Origin of the sequence: Rhodococcus koreensis (genome assembly GCF_900105905.1) — a bacterium.
Classification (GTDB): domain Bacteria; phylum Actinomycetota; class Actinomycetes; order Mycobacteriales; family Mycobacteriaceae; genus Rhodococcus_F; species Rhodococcus_F koreensis.
The window spans coordinates 6,037,254-6,054,698 of sequence record NZ_FNSV01000005.1 but is presented as its reverse complement, the minus strand read 5'-3'; the positions used below and the strand labels follow the sequence as shown (position 1 = coordinate 6,054,698).

The window sequence follows — 17,445 nt, the reverse complement described above, 5'->3', positions numbered from 1 at the left end:
TCTCCTTCTCGTCGCTGTGGCGACGGCATTCGTGGTCCGCGCGTCAGCGGGCCAGGAATCCACCGTCGACGTGGATCTCGGCACCCGTCACGAAGGAGGCGTCGTCGCTCGCGAGAAACGCCACGACAGAGGCGATCTCATCCGGATCGCCGAGACGGCCCATCGGGGTGGTCGCGACGAGCGCCGCGACGACGTCATCACCCTTGGCCAGAACACCAGGCGTGCCGATGTAACCCGGATGCACGGAGTTGACGCGCACCCCCTCCTGCGCCCAGCGGATCGCGGTGTTCTTCGTCATCTGACCGACCGCACCCTTGGCAGCGTGATAGCTGAACGACCGGCCCGTGGTGCCGGCCACGCCACAGATCGAGCTGATGTTGACCACCGACCCGTGACCCGACGCCTTCACGGCCGCAACCGCGAACTTCAGCCCGAGGAACACACTGGTCTGAGAGACGGCGATGACCTTCTCGTACTCCTCGATCGTGATGTCCTCGACCCCGGCGAAGTTGCCGATGCCGGCGTTGTTGACGAGGATCCCGAGACCGCCGTATTCCACTTCGGCCACGTCGATCACGTGCTGCCACGCATCCGCATCGGTGACGTCATGGGCGAGTGCGATGGCCTGCCCGCCGCTCGCGGTGATCTCGTCGGCGACGCGACGCGCCTCCGGTTCTCGCACATCGGTGACGATCACGCGTGCGCCCTCGCGGGCGAGACGCTGCGCGGTGGCACTGCCGATTCCGCCGGCGGCGCCGGTCACCAGGGCAACGCGACCTGTGAGCCTGTCCACCAGCTAGCCCACCTTCGCGGTCTTGCGCTCGAGGAAGGCTGCCACCGGACCGACGTGATCGCCGGCCGCGAAACACTCCTTCTCCATCATCAGGCTCGGGTCGAGCACCATGTTCGCGGTGTCGCGAAGAATGATGTTCAGCACCGACTTGGTGCCCCGGATAGCTCGCTGCGGACCCTCCGCCAGCCGGGTGGCGAACGCATGCGCGGTGCCGAGCAGTTCGTCGGCGGCAACGACCTCGTTGACCAGCCCGATTCGCTCCGCCACCGCAGCCGACATCGCATCACCGGTCATCAGATACTGCTTGGCCCTGTTGATCCCGACCAACCATGGCCAGATCACGATGCCCCCGTCACCGGCACCGACACCCACCCGGACATGCGGATCGGCGAACTTCGCCTGATCCGACGCGAACACCACGTCACACAGCAACGCCAACGTGGCGCCCAATCCCATCGCCGGACCGTTGACCGCCGCGACGATCGGCTGCGGCAGCTCGAGCAGGTCCATCACGATCTTGCGGGCCTCGGTGAAGGTGTTGTCCAGCCTCTCGCCGGCACCCGTGGCGACGTTTTTCAAATCACCACCACCCGAGAACGCCGCGCCCTCACCGGTGATGACCACCGCACGGGTCTCCCGGTCGGTGCGGATGTCGGCGAACACACGGGAGAGCTCGGTGTGCAGATGACGGTTGACCGCGTTGTAGGCCTCCGGACGGTTCAACCGCACGGTGAGCACCCCACCGGTGCGCTCGAACAGCAGGTACTCGTAGTTCTTGTAGACCTCGGACGTACTCATGATTCTCCCAACAGATCGGTGGCGTGAGGACAAGGCACACATCTGTGCCGCCTGGATGCAGGACCGTTGCCGTTCGCCTGCTCGAATGGCCGCGCGGACACCAACTACCATCGGACACGCTCGTCAGCGGAGGTGTCACTGTGGCTAGTCGATATTTATTTACTACTCCATATCTCAAGCGTATGTCAATGAAACTTGTTCCGACGATGCGTTCAGGTATTCGCTTTGTGGACGTATCCGAGCGGGGCGACCCGACGGATCTCACGCGGCGCCCACCGGGGTCACGGAGCCGCCGCCAGACCCGAGCCACGCCCGCGTCCATTCGACATCGAGCCGGATAACATCCGTCGGCCACTGCCACTGACGCCTCCACGTCGGTCACGACCAGGGCTGCAGCACCCCCAGACACCACAGGAATCACCCGGAATCGATGCCTGGGGTGTACCGAATTTACTTATTTCCTAGACTTCCCCGACCCCGGTCCCACCGCGCTCCACGTCGACCGACCGATCTCAGTGCAGATCGATGCCGGATTCAGCGGTGCAGCCTCTGCCGCCGAAACCGCATGTCAAACCCATATACCCACGCACAGTCGCGGGCCCGGTCCCGCAAAGGCCCTCAAGTCGGTCCCGCACAACCGGTCGTCGCATCCAGTATCGCTGCGCTTCCGGCACTGTGAAAATCTTCTGTGAATGGGTCTTCAGTTTTACGGAATCAGGGCGTATCTTTGGCGCTACCGCCAGCACACCCGCTGGCACGCGTCGAACATTGCCGGTCGAACCGCATCCGCAGAATCCGCGTCGCGTCATTCCCTGGCACGTACACGAGGAGAAGTCATGCCACTTCCGGGTCGATCGGAAATGGAGCTGCCACAGCAATTGGATTTCCCGAAGATCGCCTTTGACGCCGTGCTTGCCCACGCAGCACGCGCCTACCCCGAACGAATCGCACTGCGGGACGGCCAGCTCACGCTTACCTTCTCCGAACTACACGACCACGCCTTGCGCGTCGCCGCCGGATTACGCGCACAGGGAGTGCGCCGCGGTGACCTCATCGCCCTCCACCTGCCCAACACACTGTGGTTCCCAGTCGCGTACTTCGCGATCCTGGGTGCAGGCGCCACCGCGTGCCCCGTCAACCCGGCGCAACCCGCCGAGGTCGTGCGGCGCCAACTCGAGCACTTCGGCGCCGTCGGGGTGATCACGCATCCGTCGTGCGCCGCGAACGTGATCTCCGATCTGCCACCGCAGATTCGCCTCTGCATCACCGTTCCGGCCACGGCTGCCGCACCCGCCCCAGACTCCGGCGGACCAGCCGAAACCACCACACCCTGGCACGAGCTGCTCGCAGCAGACCCACTCGACGACGGACCGGTAGACCCCGATTCCGTTGCACACCTGCAACTCACCGGGGGTACCACCGGCCAATCCAAGGGCGTGCGGGTACTGCACCGCAATCTGGTGAGCAACATACTGCAGGCCGCCCGCCGACGCTCGAGTGTCGAGCCGGACCTCGACGACAACGGACTCTTCTCACTCCGGCCGATCGAGGGAGCACGCCACCAGCACACCGAAGAACTCGGACGTGGCGTGGTCGCCCAGGTGTCCCCTTACTTCCACGGCATGGGCCTGATCAACCAGTGCACCAACACCATGCTCGGTATCAGCGTTGTCGTCGAGGGCCGGTTCGACCCGGATCGCTACCTCGCCGATATCGAAACGTACGGCGTCACCAAACTTTCCGGCTCCACTGCCTTCTATCATGCGCTGTTGGCAAGCGAGGAGGTGACTCTGAGGAATCTATCCTCCGTCATCTCGATCTCGTGCGGCGGCGCCCCGGTCGACACCAGCACGCTGGCCCGGCTCCGAACCGTCTTCACCAACGCCGAGGTCATGCAGGTCTACGGATTGAGCGAGGCGACGTGCACGGTCGTCATGCAACCTCCGGTGACCCTGGCCGACTCACCCGCCGGCAGCGCCGGCCTGCCGGTCGTGGGCACCGAGGTGGAGCTTCGCGACGACAGCGGCGTCCCCATCGCCGCCGTCGGGGGCACCGGCGAGATCTGGGTGCGCGGCCCACAGGTCACCGACGGCTACCACCAGGACCCAGAACTGACCGCCCAGCAGTTCCGCGACGGCTGGCTGCGCACCGGTGACCTCGGGCGGTTCGACGAGCAAGGACACCTCTTCATCATCGGCCGCGTCAAGGACATGATCATCTACAAGGGATACAACGTCTACCCCGCCCACCTCGAGGAGATACTCGGCACCCACCCCGCAGTGGCCCGCAGTGCAGTCGTCGGAATCGCACGCGCCGACGTCGACGAGATCCCGGTCGCGTTCGTCGTACCGCACCCGTCGGAACAACCCGGCCCCGTGCTTGCGGACGATCTCATGCACCACGTCGGCGATCGGGTCGCGCCATACCAACGCCTCCGCGAGGTGCACTTCGTCGAGGACCTACCGCTCTCACCCACAGGAAAGGTCCTCAAATCCGCACTGCGAGAATTTCTCTCGACCTGACGCGAACCGAGGCACCCGGGCGAGAGCCGACCACACGATCGCCGTTGATCCCCACCGCCGCCGATCGGCCACACCGCACCCCCGGCTCCCCATCGCCCCAGCCCCACACCGCACAGCCGCCACCCCTCCGAATCGACAGGAAGACCAACACATGCCCGTCTCAACGCAGGTGACCGCCACGCGCTCACCGTTTTCCACACTTGGCCCATCCAGGGCCTGGCTCGTCGTCGGCCTTCTCTTCCTCTTCACCCTCATGAATTTCGCCGACAAGGCCATCGTCGGCCTGGCCGGTGTCGAGATGATCAAAGATCTCGGAATCACCAAACAACAGTTCGGCCTCGTCCAAAGCAGCTTCTTCTGGCTGTATGCGGTCGGCGCGATCGTCGGCGGCATGCTCGTCGGCAAAGTGCCGGCGCGCTGGCTACTCGCCGGCACCGCATCGCTATGGGTAATCGCACTACTGCCGATGGTGTGGAGCACAAGCTTCACCACACTCATCGCCACACGCATCCTCCTCGGATTCGCCGAAGGCCCCACCGCAGCAATGGCTCTCACGGTAGCGCACAGTTGGTTCACGGCCGAGAAGCGGGCACTGCCGAGCTCAATCGTCGTCGCAGGCACGAGCTTCGGACCCATCCTCGCCGCACCAGTGATCACCGCCCTGGTCATCCATCACTCGTGGCACGCAGCCTTCCTGGTCACCGCCCTCGCCGGACTCGGCTGGATCGCGCTCTGGGTGATGTTCGGCAGGTCCGGTCACGAAGCGGTCGCCGACGCCGATCACACGGAGTCGGACAGCCTCACCACCACCGCCCCCGAACACATTCCCTACCGTCTACTGCTCACCTCTGGCACCGTAATCGGGCTGTGCGTACTGTTCTTCGTCTCCTACAGCAGCACCGCCCTCAAGGTCAGCTGGTTGCCGCTGTACCTGCGAGACGGGCTCGGCTACGACGCAACGACCGCCGGTAACCTGATTACACTGCCATACCTGACGGCCGCAATCTTTATCGTTGCGGCAGGATTTACCTCCCGGATGCTCACCAAGCGCGGAGTGAGCAACCGCTGGGCGCGAGGCGGTCTCGCCTCCGGGCTCATCATCGCCGGCGGACTCAGCACAATCGCATTCTCGATGCTCGACCGCGGTCCACTCCAGATCGCGCTGATCTCGATAGGCGCCTCGCTGGTCGCCGCCTCGAACGGGGTCGCGTGGACAGCGGTATCGGACGTCACACCTCCCAAGCAGCGCGGAACCATCATCGCGGTCGTCATCGCGGTATACAGCGTGGGCGGCATCCTAGCCCCGCTCGTCCTGGGGAAGTTGGTCAACGACGCCGGCACCTCACCACTCGAGGGCTACTCCCGCGGATTCATGGGCCTCGGAATCATGCTGATCATTGGAGCGATCATTTCGTTCTTCCTGATCAACCCCGAACGGGACGTACGTAGGCTCACCGGCCGGACCACCCCTGATTCTGATCCCGATCCGACCGACAGCTGACCCAAACCTCCACCACCGACGTCTCGGCACGACCGTGAGGCAGCACACCAGGCCACCGCGCTCGGAGGCCCACTCGTGACGCGCCCGCGTCGCCCTGGCTCGAGCCCGGGCGACGCGGGCGGACGGGGAATCGGACAGGGCTGATTGACTTGCTGCCCCAATCAGCACACGGCAGATCGCTCGCGGTGAATTCTGCGGTCCCCACGTGTCACCGGCGTGTGCCATGCTGAGACCTCGAATTTCAATGGATGTCTCGGGGGTGACATGACTGTTCACGCATCGGCGCGTTCTGCGAGCACCCACGGATCGACGATGCGGTGCGAATTGTCCGAGAGGTTCGCATCTCGAACCGGCGGATTACCGCGCCAGCGCGGAGGCCAGATCGGCCGGAATCGGCATGGGTGTCATGAGCCCGGCGGAGGCGCGGCCGGTGTTGCCCTCCGGGTAGCGGCCGGCGAGCGAACCCGGCGTGGCGACGATGATCCGCACCACCTGCCCGAGCGCCTCCCGTCGACAACGTTGCCGCAGAGCCGATGCGAACATCGCCACGTGGGTGCAGGTGTGCAGCCACGGGTCGGGCTGGGACGCGATGTGCGCGCGTTCGAGGTGGTGCCACCACACCTCCGGATACACGGCAGCCTTTGCCGCGACCATCTCCTGGCGGTACACGGTGCGCGCGGTGTCGGCAATCCTGGCCATCGCATGATCCTTTCAGTCGTCGCAGCAGTCGCAGGCAGGACCGGCGCCGGCACCGGAGGTGGTGACCGGCGCCGGGCAACAGGTGTCGCCCTGCCACGCGTTGATCCCCTCCTTGACGGCGATCGCGGCGATGACCAGGGCGGCGATCGGGTCGGCCCAGGACCACCCGAACAGGGAGTTGAGCAGCAGGCCGACCAGCAGGACGGCGGACAGGTAGGTGCACAGCAGGGTCTGTTTGGAATCGGCGACCGCCGAGAGGGAACCGAGTTCGCGCCCCGCGCGCCGCTGTGCCCACGACAGCACCGGCATGATCGCGAGACTGACTGCCGCCAGCGTGATCCCGACGACCGAGTGCTCCGCCTCGCCGATGCCGAAGAGGGATCGGGTGGCGTCGACCGTGACGTACGCGGCCAACGCGAAGAACGAGAACGCGATGATCCGCAGCGTCACCCGCTCCCGCGATTCCGGGTCCTTGCCTGCGAATTGCCAGGCGACGGCCGCCGCGGAGGACACCTCGATGACCGAGTCGAGACCGAACCCGATCAGCGCGGTCGACGACACCCGCGCGCCCTCGCTCAGCGCGATGATCGCCTCGAGCACGTTGTAGCTGATCGTCGCGGCCACGAACCACCGGATCCGCCGCCCCAGGACCTGCCGCCGCCCCGCGGTGAGAGCCGGACGCGTGGCGGGCATTCCGAGTTCCGACGCCATCAGCAGCATCCGTCCGTCTCGGGGTCCGGGCAGCAGGACGGATCGACGGCCAGCACCAGGCCGATCAGGTCGTCGAGCGCGCGCCCGATCCGCGGATCCGCCAGTTCGTACCGCGTGCGCCGCCCCTCCGGCGCCGCGACGACGAGGCCGCAACCACGCAGGCAGGCCAGGTGATTCGACAGGATCTGGCGCGACACCCCGATCTGTTCGGCCAGTTCGGACGGATACCCGGGCCCCGACCGCAGGCTCAGCAGGATCTGCGTGCGCGTCGTGTCCGACAGCGCGTAGCCGAACCGGGCCAGCGCGTCGCGATGGATCAACATCTCCATGCCCCGACGATACAGCGATTCCTGTATTCAGGAAACTCTGAACTCTTGATCTTGTCGTTGCGGCGGCTGGGTGGGCCGGGCTCGGCGCCCCATCGTCATCCGGCCGAGAATCCGGTCACGCAGGACGAACGTGTGGAACAGGACGGCGCACAGGTGCGCGGTGAACGCGGCGAACAGCAGGTACCCGAGCACGGTGTGGGATTGCCGGAGCACTGTGTACAGATCCGGATCGCGGGGAGCGATCGCGGGCAGACTCAGCTGCGCGGTGAGCCCGATCGGGAACCCGCCCGCCGACAGCATCGCCCACCCGGTGACCGGTTGCAGCACCAGGAGTCCGTAGAGCAGGTATTCCGACCCGGTCGCGACCATCCGCTCGGCGGGCCGCATCCCGGCGGACGGCGGCGGCCGGTGGAGGATCCGGTTGCCGATGCGCACGATCGCGAGGACGAGGATCGCGAACCCCAGCGGCTGATGCACCGTCCGCAACAGGTGGTAGGCGTCCAACGACGCCACCATCGCGACGCCGAGGAAGAGTTGGGCGATCACCAGGATCGCCATCGTCCAGTGCAGCAACCGCGACGTGAACGCATACCGGGTCGGCCGCTCGGTCCGGCTATCGCTCATCGGGCACCTCCGAAACGTTGACTCGACTCGGCGATTTCGGCTCACCGGACCGTCGGTTGAACGATTCCGCGTAGACCGCGGACCGTGCACTGAGCAATGGATCATCCGACGGTGCAATGCCGTTCGGCAGTACCAGCGGATCGAAGTTGACGTCCCGCGCGTTGCCCGGTGCTTCGGTGTCGATCGCGTCGACGGTCAGCGTGCCGACGTCGAGGGACTTCCTGTCTGCCGGCCACGGTCTGGTGGCATCGTCCGTCGGGTCCCCCGCTTCCCCGAGCGTGAGGATCATCCGCCAACGCAGGGGTCCTCGCGTGACCTCGCGGAGGAGGGCGTCGAACAGGTAGTCGCGGCCGGCGCCCTCCTCGGTGCCGGGATGCCGGACGGGCTGCTCCGGCACCAGCCTCCAGCGCACCGGAACCGTGGCCCCGGATCGGTCGGTGCACCGGAACGCATTGAGCCCGTGAAATGTGCTGTCCCCGAATCCGGAAGTGCGAGGCTGTCGCCGGATGATGTCCATCGCCGCCGCTGTCTCGGGATGGCGTGCCAGGAACGAGGCCATCGCGGCCGGATCGGGTTTGCCGGTGTCCGGGACCTTCTTCGAGGCGAGCAGCCGATCACGGAAACCGTCCGGCGTGTGGTCGGGGAACACCGGGCTGTCGATCATCGCGGTCCGCCACTGCTCTCCCCCGGGCAACCGGAACAGCAACCCCAGACCGCGCACGGTGTCGACGGCGTCGGCAGCGGTAGGCAACCCACCCGATAACGAGAACCGTCCGGTGACCGGGTAGCGGCCGCCGGCCCGGAAGACGCTCGCCGTGGACACCGCGGACCCCGCACCGGTCGCCGTGAACCACCCGGTGGCACTCACCCCCTTCGCGTGGTTGCGCCGGAACCCCTCGTGCCGGCCGAAGACCTGCTCGAATCGATCGACGAACCGCGACGGGGTGACGGTGTGCGGGGTCAGCCGGCCGCCGGCGAACAGGAACCCGCCGACGTCCACGGCGGCGATCGCACCGACCGCCGCCAGACCGATCAGGGCGCTGCGCCGGGTGACGGTGGTGTCCGAACGACCACCGACGGAGGGTTCGTGGCCGTCACCCGTGCGCGGCATCGACCGTCACCACGTGCCACGTGCCCTTGACCCCGTCGCCGCTCGTCAGCCCCGGGGCGGAGTCCTTCGCGAACCGGTAGAGAGGATGACCGTCATAAGTGGCCTGCTCGACGCCGTCCGGGCGCGTCGTGGTGCCCACCGTGCCCGGCAGGACGGCGTCCGGGCGTGGCGACGGCGTGCCGGGCGTCGGCGGCCAGATCTCGGCACACGGGCCCACGCACCGCACCAGGTCGGCTGTGTCCTCGTCGAAGCGGTAGAGCGTGAAGCCGTCACCGTCGGTCAGCACGGTGCCGAGCGCGGTCTCTCGCGTGCCGAGCGTCGTCGCCGCATCCGATGCGCCGGTCGCCGGCGCTGTGTCCGGGGCAGCGCTCGTCGGCGCATCCGCCGCAGCGGCCGGGGCCTCGGTCGCCTGGCTGCAGCCCGACATCAGGGCAACCGCAGCGCCCGCGCAGGCCACCGCGATAATCGTGTGCTTCGCGATCATCAGATCTCCGTTCTCCTCTGTTTCCGCCCGCCGATCGCGGACGACGCCGGGGAGTACGGACCGCCGGCCGGCCGCGTTCACGACGGCCGCGAACTTTCACGAAGACGCTGGTGTGAGAATCGACGGTGAACGCCGCGGCACTCACGTCCGTACACCCTGGTGGACGTCGGACGGGCCGACGACATTTCCGGTGTTGCAGGAGGTGAGGTCGTGCGGCTACGCATGTCGCGCAAGCGGGCGGAGGAGTCGGTCGGGAATTTGGCCGACAACGCGGTGTTGCGGACCGTCTACGACGATCACGCTGGCGAACTGTTCGCCCTCGCCTACCGCTCACTCGGGGACCGGGGACGCGCGGAGGAAGTGGTCCAGGAGACGTTCCTCCGCGCCTGGCGCGGCGCGGACCGGTTCGACCCGCAGCGTTCCACCGTCCGGACCTGGCTGTATGCCATCTGCCGCAACGTGGTGATCGACGCGAGCCGGGCGCGGGCCTCCCGGCCCCAGCTCGCCGACACCGAGCCGCCCGACGTTCCCGTGCCCGAGCGCCCGCTGGAACAGTTGCTGGTGGGACTGCAGGTCGAGGAGGCACTGCGGCGACTGTCCGAACAGCACCGCGTCGTACTCGTCGAGATTCATTTGCGCGACCGGCCCACCAGCGAGGTCGCAGCGGAACTCGGCATCCCCGTGGGCACCGTGCGCAGTCGGGTGTACTACGGGCTGAAGGCGCTCAAACTCGTACTGGAAGAAATGGGGTGGCACGGTGACCAGTGATCGCTGCCGACAGATGCACACCTTGCTGGGCATGTACGCGCTCGGGCGCCTCGACGACCACGAAGCCGTGGCGCTACGCGCCCACCTGGACGGATGCCCGGATTGCCGGGCCGAGTTGATCCAGCTGACCCCGGTGGCCTCGGTCCTGGGGCAGGCGGACCCCGACCGGCTCCTCGAGCCGCCGCCGGCGCCGTCCCCCGCACTGCCCGGCACGATCCTCGCGACGCTCGACCGCGAACGCAGCCGGCGACGTCACCGCCGGATCGCGGTCGTCGCCGCGGCCGCCGTCACCGCTCTCGGCCTGCTCACCGGTGGATTCTTCCTCCGCACCCTCGTCCCGAGCGCCCCGCCCGGACAGCCGGTGGCCTTCACCGCGCCCGCCGCGGGTGTGGAGGCGTCCGCTCGGGTGGAGAACCGCGCCTGGGGAACCGGGATCAGCCTCGACGTCACCGGACTCCCCCAGGGCAGCACCTACAACGTCTGGCTGCAACGACCCGACGGAAGTCGCATGAACGCAGGCAGTTTCATCGCCGGCGGCGACCGGAAGATGTCGATGAACCTCGCCGTGGCGCTTCCGATGTCCGACGCCACCATGCTCGGCGTCAGCGCACCCGGCGACGACACCGCCATCCTGCAGGCACCGCTGCACCCGTGACAGCGCGGAGATCGTGCGTCAGAAACTGGTGAGAGCGGCGATCTTCCGCTTCGCGGACCGTTCGACCAGCAGCGGAACGAAATCGCGCACCACCCCCACGCCGAAGGCCGCATGCACGTCGTGCACAATCTGCTCGACCGTGTGTCGTGGGACGCCGGCGTGCTCCACGGCAAGCCGGTCGACGACCAACTCGACCTGACGTCGCTCTTCGTCAACGGACATGATCGCCCTCTCCCCTGGGAATTCCGGGGCCACTCCATCTCGCGACCTCCGTGTCACTCGATCTTCACACGACTAAAGTTGAAAATTAAACTTGCGTGAGTGTGAGATAGACGACGCCCGCCCCGCGCGAGGTGCGCTCGGCGGATCAGCTCGCCGCGTTCCAGGCGGCCGCCGCGGCGAGCAGTGCCCGGACCCCGGTCTCGAGGGTCGGGTCGATCACCGGGGCAAACTGCGGCGAGTGGTTGGTCGGCACTCCCTCGGGCAGTGCCAGGGACGCCGTGGCGGTGAGGTCCAGATGGGCGAACGCCGCGGGGTCGGCGCCGCCGAAATGCCAGAAGACGGAGGGACATCCGGCGGCGGTGGCGAACACACCGAAGTCCTCGCTGCCGGCGAGTGGACGTGGCATCGGCAGCATCCGGTCCGAACCGAAGGCGCCGGCGAGTGCCGTGACGACCCGCTCGGTGGCGGCCTCGTCGTTGACCGTCAGCGGGAAGTCGTTGAGCGGGCTGAACTCCGGCTCCTTCGGCGCCCCGGAAGCGGTGGCCTCGGCGTCGACGACGCGGCGGATCGCGGGCAGCACCCGGTCACGCACCTGCGGATCGAAGGTGCGGACGTTGACCTTCAGTTCCGCTTCGTCGGGGATGATGTTCTCCTTGTGGCCGCTGTGGAACGAACCCACGGTGACCACCGCCGAATCGCCGGCGGCCACCTCACGCGACACGACCGCCTGGAGTCTCCCCACCACGGCCGAGCCCATGACGATGGGATCGACCGTGTGCTCCGGCGCCGAACCGTGCCCGCCGCGGCCGAAGAGCCGGATCCGGAAACTGTCGGCGGCCGCCATCAATGTTCCGGGGCGGGTGACGATCACCCCGGCGGGGAACGGCCCGACGTGCTGGCCCAGGCACACGTCCGGACGGGGGAAGCGCTCGACGAAACCGTCGTCGACCATTGCCCGGGCGCCCTGCGCGGTCTCCTCGCCGGGCTGGAAGACCACCACGAGGGTGCCGCGCCACAGGGAGCGGTCCGCGGCGTACAGCGCGGCGGCGCCGAGCAGGCAGGTGACGTGCACGTCGTGACCGCACGCGTGCATGACTGGCACCGTCGCCCCGTCGGGATCGATCCCGGTGTCGGTGGAGGCGTAGTCGAGGCCGGTGTCCTCGCGGACCGGCAGTCCGTCCATGTCGGCGCGCAGCAGCACCACGGGCCCGTCGCCGTTGTGGAGCACACCGACGACGCCGGTCCGGCCGACGCCCTCGGTGACGTCCCAGCCCTGTGCGCGCAGCACCGCCGCGACGATGTCCGCGGTCCTGGTCTCCTGCATGGACAATTCGGGGTGGGCGTGCAGATCGCGGTAAAGGTCGGCGAGTGCGGGCAGCAGTACCGCCAGGCCGGCCTGGGCGGGAGTACCGGGAGGCAGAACGACGGTCTGGGAGAACTCGGTCACGGTGGTGTCCTTACGTTGTCGTGGCTGGGCGGTTTCGCTCGGAGCGGACGTCACCTGATCTCGGAGCCGGCCGTCGTGGTCGGTGTCGGCCGGCGTTGTGGCTCGCGGGGCGAAACGGCTGCACTGAAAGCGTGGGGACGCTGCGGTGTTCCCAGCGCGAACGCGCCCGCGAGGACGGCGCCGACGACGAGGAAGGCGAACGCGGCGGTGTAGGAATAGCGATCGACCAACGCGCCCATCACCATCGGGGTGACGAATCCGGCGGCCTGACCGCCGAAGTTGATCATTCCCGACCCGGTGCCGACCAGCCCGGCAGGCAGGGTGCGCATGGGTATCGCGAAGATCGGCATGTAGCACAGCGTGGCGGAAGCGGTGGCCAGCGACAGGAGCGCGACGAATTCGGTCAGCGACGTCACCCGGTTCAGGAAGAGGATGCACACCGCGCAGACCGTCATCGCGGGGAAGACGATCAGTCGATGCCGGCCGCCGAGACGGTCGATGAGCTTGCCGCCGAAGATGATCGCGACGCCACCGACCAGGGCGGGGATCGCGGACAGCAACCCGGAACCCGTGAGCGAGATGCCGCGCTCGGTCTGGAGATAGGACGGGATCCAGGAATTCAGGCCCCACACGATGATGCCGTAGCCGAAGAACATCAGGGTGAACCGCCACATGACGCCCGAGGCAAGCACGGCCCGCAATCCGCCCTGCTGGTCCGGTCGGACCTCGGTGTCGTCGGACTGCGGCAACGTGGCGGGCAGCCACAGTTGGATCGCCGCCCACACCAGAACTCCCAGACCGGCGATCGCGAAGAACGACATCCGCCAGCCCCACAGGGCGATGATCGGCGCCGCGATGAGCGGGGCGAGCACCGCGCCGAAGGCGTTGGAACTCTGCGCCCACCCGGTCGCCGTCATTCGCTGTCCCGGCGCGGTGCGTTCGGCGACCGCCTTCATGGCCGCCGCGGGATACACCCCCTGCCCCACCCCGAACACGAACCGAATCGCCAGCAGCACGGCGAACGCCCAGGCAGTGCCGGTCAAGGCGGTGAACAGGGACCAGATCAGCAGCGACCAGGAGACCACCCGTCGGGAACCGAACCTGTCGGCGAGCAGACCGCCGGGAATCTGGCACAGCGCATAGGAAAGGAAGAACGCGGAGATGACCATGCCCTGCTGGGTGTGGCCGAGACCGAACTCGGCACCGATCGAGGGCAGTGCGAGGTTGATCGCGAGGCGATCGATGTAATCGACGACCCACGCGGCGAACAGAAGGATCACCGTGATCCGCGCGGCCCGGTCCAGTGGGGTCCGATCGGCGTTGGCGCGGTGCACTTCTGGTGGATGTTTCACAGTTTCTCCCGGATGACAGGGTCGGCGAATCACCGACACACCAAGTCGACGCCTCGGCACCTCCGACACGGCCGCCGCGCACTGGGTGAAGACTAGGAACCATGAGGGTCGCGAGAACGAGAACGCAGGATTCCGTCACCACACCGTCGGACACGCCGGAATCCGACAGCCGACGCGGCGAGGACGCATCCTCGACGGGTGGGCGTCCACCGTTCGACGAGCTGGACCTGGCCCTGATCGACGCCCTCCAGACCAGTCCACGTGCCCCCTGGTCACAGGTCGGCACCGCACTGGGCATCGGGGCGACCACCGCGGCACGCCGCTGGCACCGCCTGACGGAACTCGGGCTGTCCTGGGTCACCGCGTATCCGGCGCCGTCGGACGATCACTGCGTCGCATACGTGGAAGTCCGCTGCAGTCCCGGCGCGATCGAGCCGCTGACCGACCAGCTCGTCTCCGATCCGCGAGTGTTCAGTCTCGAGCAGGTGGCGGGAGACTTCGATCTGTTCCTCAGCGTCGTGACGCGCGGACCCGCCGCGCTCGCGCATTTCCTGAGTCACACCCTCGGCGCACACGACGGGGCGCTGTCGGTGAACACCCGGGTGTCGCTGCGCGGGTACCGGGAGGGCAGCAGTTGGCGCGTGCGCGCATTGGACCGGGACCAGCGCGCACAGCTCGGCCCGCGTCCGGCGTGGACGCACCCGGATGCGTCCTCGAGCCCGGACCTCGTCCTGCTCCGGGCACTGGGCGGAGACGGCCGCCGCAGTTACGCCGAACTCGCCGCCGTCACCGGCATCGCCGAGCCGACCGCGCGACGCCGGTTGCAGCGGATGATCCGCCAGGGCGAGATCCTCTTCCGCTGCGACTTCGCCCAGCAGCTCGCGGGCTGGCGGCTGCTCGCCACCTACCGGATGAACGTGCCGGCCGATCGTCTCGACGACGCCGCGCGCGAGCTCTCCGCCCTCCCCGACGTGCGCCTGTGCGCCGCGGTGACCGGAAACTGCAACCTCCTCGTGTCGGTGTGGTCACGCTCGGCGGAGGAGACCGCCCGGCTCGAGGGGCACTTCGGTGAGCGGATCCCGGGCCTGACCATCACCGCGCGCACCGTGACCCTGCGCACCGTCAAACGCATGGGTCAGCTGCTCAACGCGGACGGCACCGCCGCCGAGCACATCCCGCTGGAGATGTAGGGACCACGATGGATTCGGCCGCACCGCCGAGCCCACGACCCGGCAGAGAGAACCCCGCGTAACCGCTGCCAACGCCATCCACCGGCCAGCACATCGCAGTTCATACGAGCTTGTGAAAGTGCCATAATGAGCACTCGACATCATCATCGGAGGATTTCGGGAAGGGATCGATTGTGGCTACTCGTCGGCCTGGCGACCGCAAGCAACAGATCCTCGCTGCCGCGAGTGAACTGTTCCGCGAGCAGGGTTACCACAATGTATCGGTCGCCGATGTCACCACCAAGGTCGACATCGCGGCGTCCGCCCTGTACCGCCATTACCGGAACAAGCACGACCTGCTCTACTACGCCGTTCTCGCCGGCCTGGACTCCCTCCAGGAATCGGTGGACGGTTCGAAGGACCTGGATTCGCTGTTGTCGACGCTGTCGGTGACCTCGACAGGACGCCGGGGCCTGCCCGTGCTGTGGCAGCGTGAAGCGCGCTATCTGGAGGACGAGCCGCGGGCGGAGTTGCGCACCCGACTGCGAGCGGTGACCTCGCGGGTGTCAGGGTTGGTTGCCGGCGATCGGGCGGACCTGTCCGCCGCCGACTGCGAGTTGCTCGGGGTTTCGGTCCTCGCGGTGTTCGGCAGCGTCTCCGGCCACCGCTTCACGTTGCCGCGACGCCGCATGGAAGCGGTACTGCTGGGGCTGTCCGAACGTGTCGCACGGTGTCCCCTGGGCACCGGTGCACCGGACGCGGCCCGACCGGACGCGGGAATAGCGATTCCCTTGTCGCGGCGAGAACAACTGGTGACCGAAGCGACCCGGCTCTTCGACGAACGCGGCTATCACACCGTGAACAACGAGGACATCGGTGAGGCGTGCGGGATGAGCGGGCCCAACGTGTACAACCACTTCGACGCGAAGATCGATCTCCTCGTCACGGCGATCACCCGAGGTTTCGATCGACGCGCCCTGGCCGCCCGCCAAGCCCTGACGCGCGCCGGCGACCCCCGGCAGGCGCTCACGTACCTACTGGGCGCACACATCGCGTTCGTGCTCGAGGACAGTCATCTGATCGGTGTGATGGCCACCGAACTCAGCCACCTCCCGGACAACGTCCGCAGGGCGTGCGTGCAGGAGCAGCGTGACTACCTCGATCTGTGGGCACGGGTCCTCGACGCGGTCCGTCCGGGACTGGACGAGGCGCAGGCGCTGATCACGATCAGTGCGGTCATGACCGTCGTGGCCAACGCCGCACGAACCGGACGCTTCCGTAGCCGCGTCGATCTGGCGGATCGACTCGCCGAGATCGGCATGGCCATGTTGCTCGACACCTCGGCACCGGACGACCTCGCCGCCGTTACGGGACGAGCACAGGTGCCGGTGACGCAGCCGGCCGACGCGAACGTAGAAGAACCTCCTGGTTGACGGTGGCAACCAGGGCGCCGTCGCGTGTCCACACCTGAGCGGTGGTCAGTCCCCGGCCGTCACCCGAGGTCGGACTGTGGTGGACGAACAGGAGCCAGGCGTCGGCGCGGCAGGGTCGGTGAAACCAGATCGCATGATCGAGTGAGGCGAGGTACAGGGTCTGCGCCGGGGTGCCTGCCGTCCCGGTGGCGCGGAGGTGCCCGAGCGCGGCCGTGCGGGCCACCGTCAGATCGGAGCAGTACGTCAACGCCGCGGCATGCAGGGCGGGATCGTCCGGCATGTCCGGGCGGATCCGGAACCACATACGCCGGCGTTGCCCGCCGTGTTCGACGGCGTCGATGCCGTCGTCGGTGTCTCCCAGTACGGGGCGTACGTCCACCACCCGCCGGATCGGCGAGGAGGGGTCGATGCCGGACCACAACCGGTCCGCGGCCGCGCTGTGCGGGGGCAGCGTCGCCGGATCGGGCGCCGGTGGCATTTGCACGTGCCGGTCCGTGTCCGTCTCCGCCGTCTTGAAGGATGCTGTGAGCGTGAATATTTCGTTTCCGTGTTGGCGTGCGCTCACCTGCCGCAACGCGTAGGTGCCGCCTTCACGCACGGGGTGCACGTCGTACTGCACCGGCTCGCCGGGGCGCCCCATGCTGAGGAAGTAGCCGTGCAGTGAGTGCACGGCCCGCTCGGCTGCCACCGTCCGGTGCGCGGCGAGCAACGCCTGCGCCGCGATGTGCCCGCCGTAGGCCCGGCCGCGGCCGCCGGCGGAACAGATGCCGAGAAAAGTGTTCGGGTGTGGATTGTCGAGGTGCAGGACGTCGTGCATGACGTGGTCG

Annotated in this window: 18 protein-coding genes; 6 read left to right on the top strand and 12 right to left on the bottom strand. The window is 67.7% G+C overall.

Going from position 1 to position 17,445, the window contains the following annotated elements; translation table 11 throughout:
- Window positions 1-43: 43 nt before the first annotated feature.
- Complete coding sequence (locus BLV94_RS32095; protein ID WP_208613722.1) at window positions 44-793, bottom strand: SDR family NAD(P)-dependent oxidoreductase; 750 nt, start codon at window positions 791-793, stop codon at window positions 44-46.
- A gap of 3 nt (window positions 794-796) precedes the next feature.
- Complete coding sequence (locus BLV94_RS32090; protein ID WP_072936960.1) at window positions 797-1,591, bottom strand: enoyl-CoA hydratase/isomerase family protein; 795 nt, start codon at window positions 1,589-1,591, stop codon at window positions 797-799.
- A gap of 836 nt (window positions 1,592-2,427) precedes the next feature.
- Here BLV94_RS32090 and BLV94_RS32085 point away from each other — a divergent pair.
- The gene (locus BLV94_RS32085) at window positions 2,428-4,113 is read left to right on the top strand and encodes a class I adenylate-forming enzyme family protein (protein ID WP_072936959.1); all 1,686 of its coding nucleotides are present in this window, start codon (window positions 2,428-2,430) and stop codon (window positions 4,111-4,113) included.
- A 151-nt stretch (window positions 4,114-4,264) separates the two neighbouring features.
- Complete coding sequence (locus tag BLV94_RS32080) at window positions 4,265-5,614, top strand: MFS transporter (protein ID WP_072936958.1); 1,350 nt, start codon at window positions 4,265-4,267, stop codon at window positions 5,612-5,614.
- Window positions 5,615-5,971: 357 nt separating this feature from the next.
- Here BLV94_RS32080 and BLV94_RS32075 read toward each other — a convergent pair whose 3' ends face one another.
- From BLV94_RS32075 to BLV94_RS32050, 6 genes are read right to left on the bottom strand one after another with little or no spacing between them, the layout of a single operon-like run.
- Window positions 5,972-6,313, bottom strand: a complete 342-nt coding sequence (locus BLV94_RS32075; protein ID WP_072936957.1) for a DUF3703 domain-containing protein — start codon at window positions 6,311-6,313, stop codon at window positions 5,972-5,974.
- A 12-nt stretch (window positions 6,314-6,325) separates the two neighbouring features.
- Complete coding sequence (locus BLV94_RS32070; protein WP_072937054.1) at window positions 6,326-7,024, bottom strand: cation efflux transmembrane domain-containing protein; 699 nt, start codon at window positions 7,022-7,024, stop codon at window positions 6,326-6,328.
- Window positions 7,024-7,353, bottom strand: coding sequence for an ArsR/SmtB family transcription factor (locus BLV94_RS32065; protein WP_072936956.1), 330 nt, complete (start codon window positions 7,351-7,353; stop codon window positions 7,024-7,026). Before BLV94_RS32065 ends, BLV94_RS32070 begins: the two co-directional genes overlap by 1 nt.
- Before the next feature lie 27 nt (window positions 7,354-7,380).
- Window positions 7,381-7,977, bottom strand: a complete 597-nt coding sequence (locus BLV94_RS32060) for a cytochrome b (RefSeq protein WP_072936955.1) — start codon at window positions 7,975-7,977, stop codon at window positions 7,381-7,383.
- Window positions 7,967-9,088, bottom strand: coding sequence for a catalase family peroxidase (locus tag BLV94_RS32055; protein WP_072936954.1), 1,122 nt, complete (start codon window positions 9,086-9,088; stop codon window positions 7,967-7,969). Before BLV94_RS32055 ends, BLV94_RS32060 begins: the two co-directional genes overlap by 11 nt.
- The gene (locus tag BLV94_RS32050) at window positions 9,072-9,572 is read right to left on the bottom strand and encodes a COG4315 family predicted lipoprotein (protein ID WP_371851527.1); all 501 of its coding nucleotides are present in this window, start codon (window positions 9,570-9,572) and stop codon (window positions 9,072-9,074) included. The genes BLV94_RS32055 and BLV94_RS32050 overlap by 17 nt, the downstream gene beginning before the upstream one ends.
- A gap of 210 nt (window positions 9,573-9,782) precedes the next feature.
- Here BLV94_RS32050 and BLV94_RS32045 point away from each other — a divergent pair, with 210 nt between their 5' ends.
- Complete coding sequence (locus tag BLV94_RS32045; protein ID WP_072937052.1) at window positions 9,783-10,340, top strand: sigma-70 family RNA polymerase sigma factor; 558 nt, start codon at window positions 9,783-9,785, stop codon at window positions 10,338-10,340.
- On the top strand, window positions 10,330-10,995 hold the full coding sequence (locus BLV94_RS32040; RefSeq protein ID WP_244163720.1) for a zf-HC2 domain-containing protein: 666 nt from the start codon (window positions 10,330-10,332) through the stop codon (window positions 10,993-10,995). The genes BLV94_RS32045 and BLV94_RS32040 overlap by 11 nt, the downstream gene beginning before the upstream one ends.
- A gap of 18 nt (window positions 10,996-11,013) precedes the next feature.
- On the opposite strand, the gene BLV94_RS32035 is transcribed toward BLV94_RS32040, so the two are convergent.
- From BLV94_RS32035 to BLV94_RS32025, 3 genes are all read right to left on the bottom strand, one after another.
- Window positions 11,014-11,217, bottom strand: coding sequence for a three-helix bundle dimerization domain-containing protein (locus tag BLV94_RS32035; RefSeq protein WP_072936952.1), 204 nt, complete (start codon window positions 11,215-11,217; stop codon window positions 11,014-11,016).
- 145 nt (window positions 11,218-11,362) lie between these two features.
- Window positions 11,363-12,664 (bottom strand): amidohydrolase, encoded by a 1,302-nt coding sequence (locus tag BLV94_RS32030; protein WP_244163719.1) that lies wholly within the window; start codon window positions 12,662-12,664, stop codon window positions 11,363-11,365.
- 50 nt (window positions 12,665-12,714) lie between these two features.
- The gene (locus BLV94_RS32025; RefSeq protein ID WP_072936951.1) at window positions 12,715-14,016 is read right to left on the bottom strand and encodes an MFS transporter; all 1,302 of its coding nucleotides are present in this window, start codon (window positions 14,014-14,016) and stop codon (window positions 12,715-12,717) included.
- Between the two features lie 101 nt (window positions 14,017-14,117).
- Here BLV94_RS32025 and BLV94_RS32020 point away from each other — a divergent pair, with 101 nt between their 5' ends.
- Window positions 14,118-15,206, top strand: a complete 1,089-nt coding sequence (locus tag BLV94_RS32020) for an Lrp/AsnC family transcriptional regulator (RefSeq protein WP_083395742.1) — start codon at window positions 14,118-14,120, stop codon at window positions 15,204-15,206.
- A 173-nt stretch (window positions 15,207-15,379) separates the two neighbouring features.
- The gene (locus tag BLV94_RS32015; RefSeq protein WP_244163718.1) at window positions 15,380-16,618 is read left to right on the top strand and encodes a TetR/AcrR family transcriptional regulator; all 1,239 of its coding nucleotides are present in this window, start codon (window positions 15,380-15,382) and stop codon (window positions 16,616-16,618) included.
- Here BLV94_RS32015 and BLV94_RS32010 read toward each other — a convergent pair.
- Window positions 16,551-17,435, bottom strand: a complete 885-nt coding sequence (locus BLV94_RS32010) for an acyl-CoA thioesterase (RefSeq protein WP_072936950.1) — start codon at window positions 17,433-17,435, stop codon at window positions 16,551-16,553. The two genes, BLV94_RS32015 and BLV94_RS32010, sit on opposite strands and share 68 nt — an antisense overlap.
- Window positions 17,436-17,445: the final 10 nt, after the last annotated feature.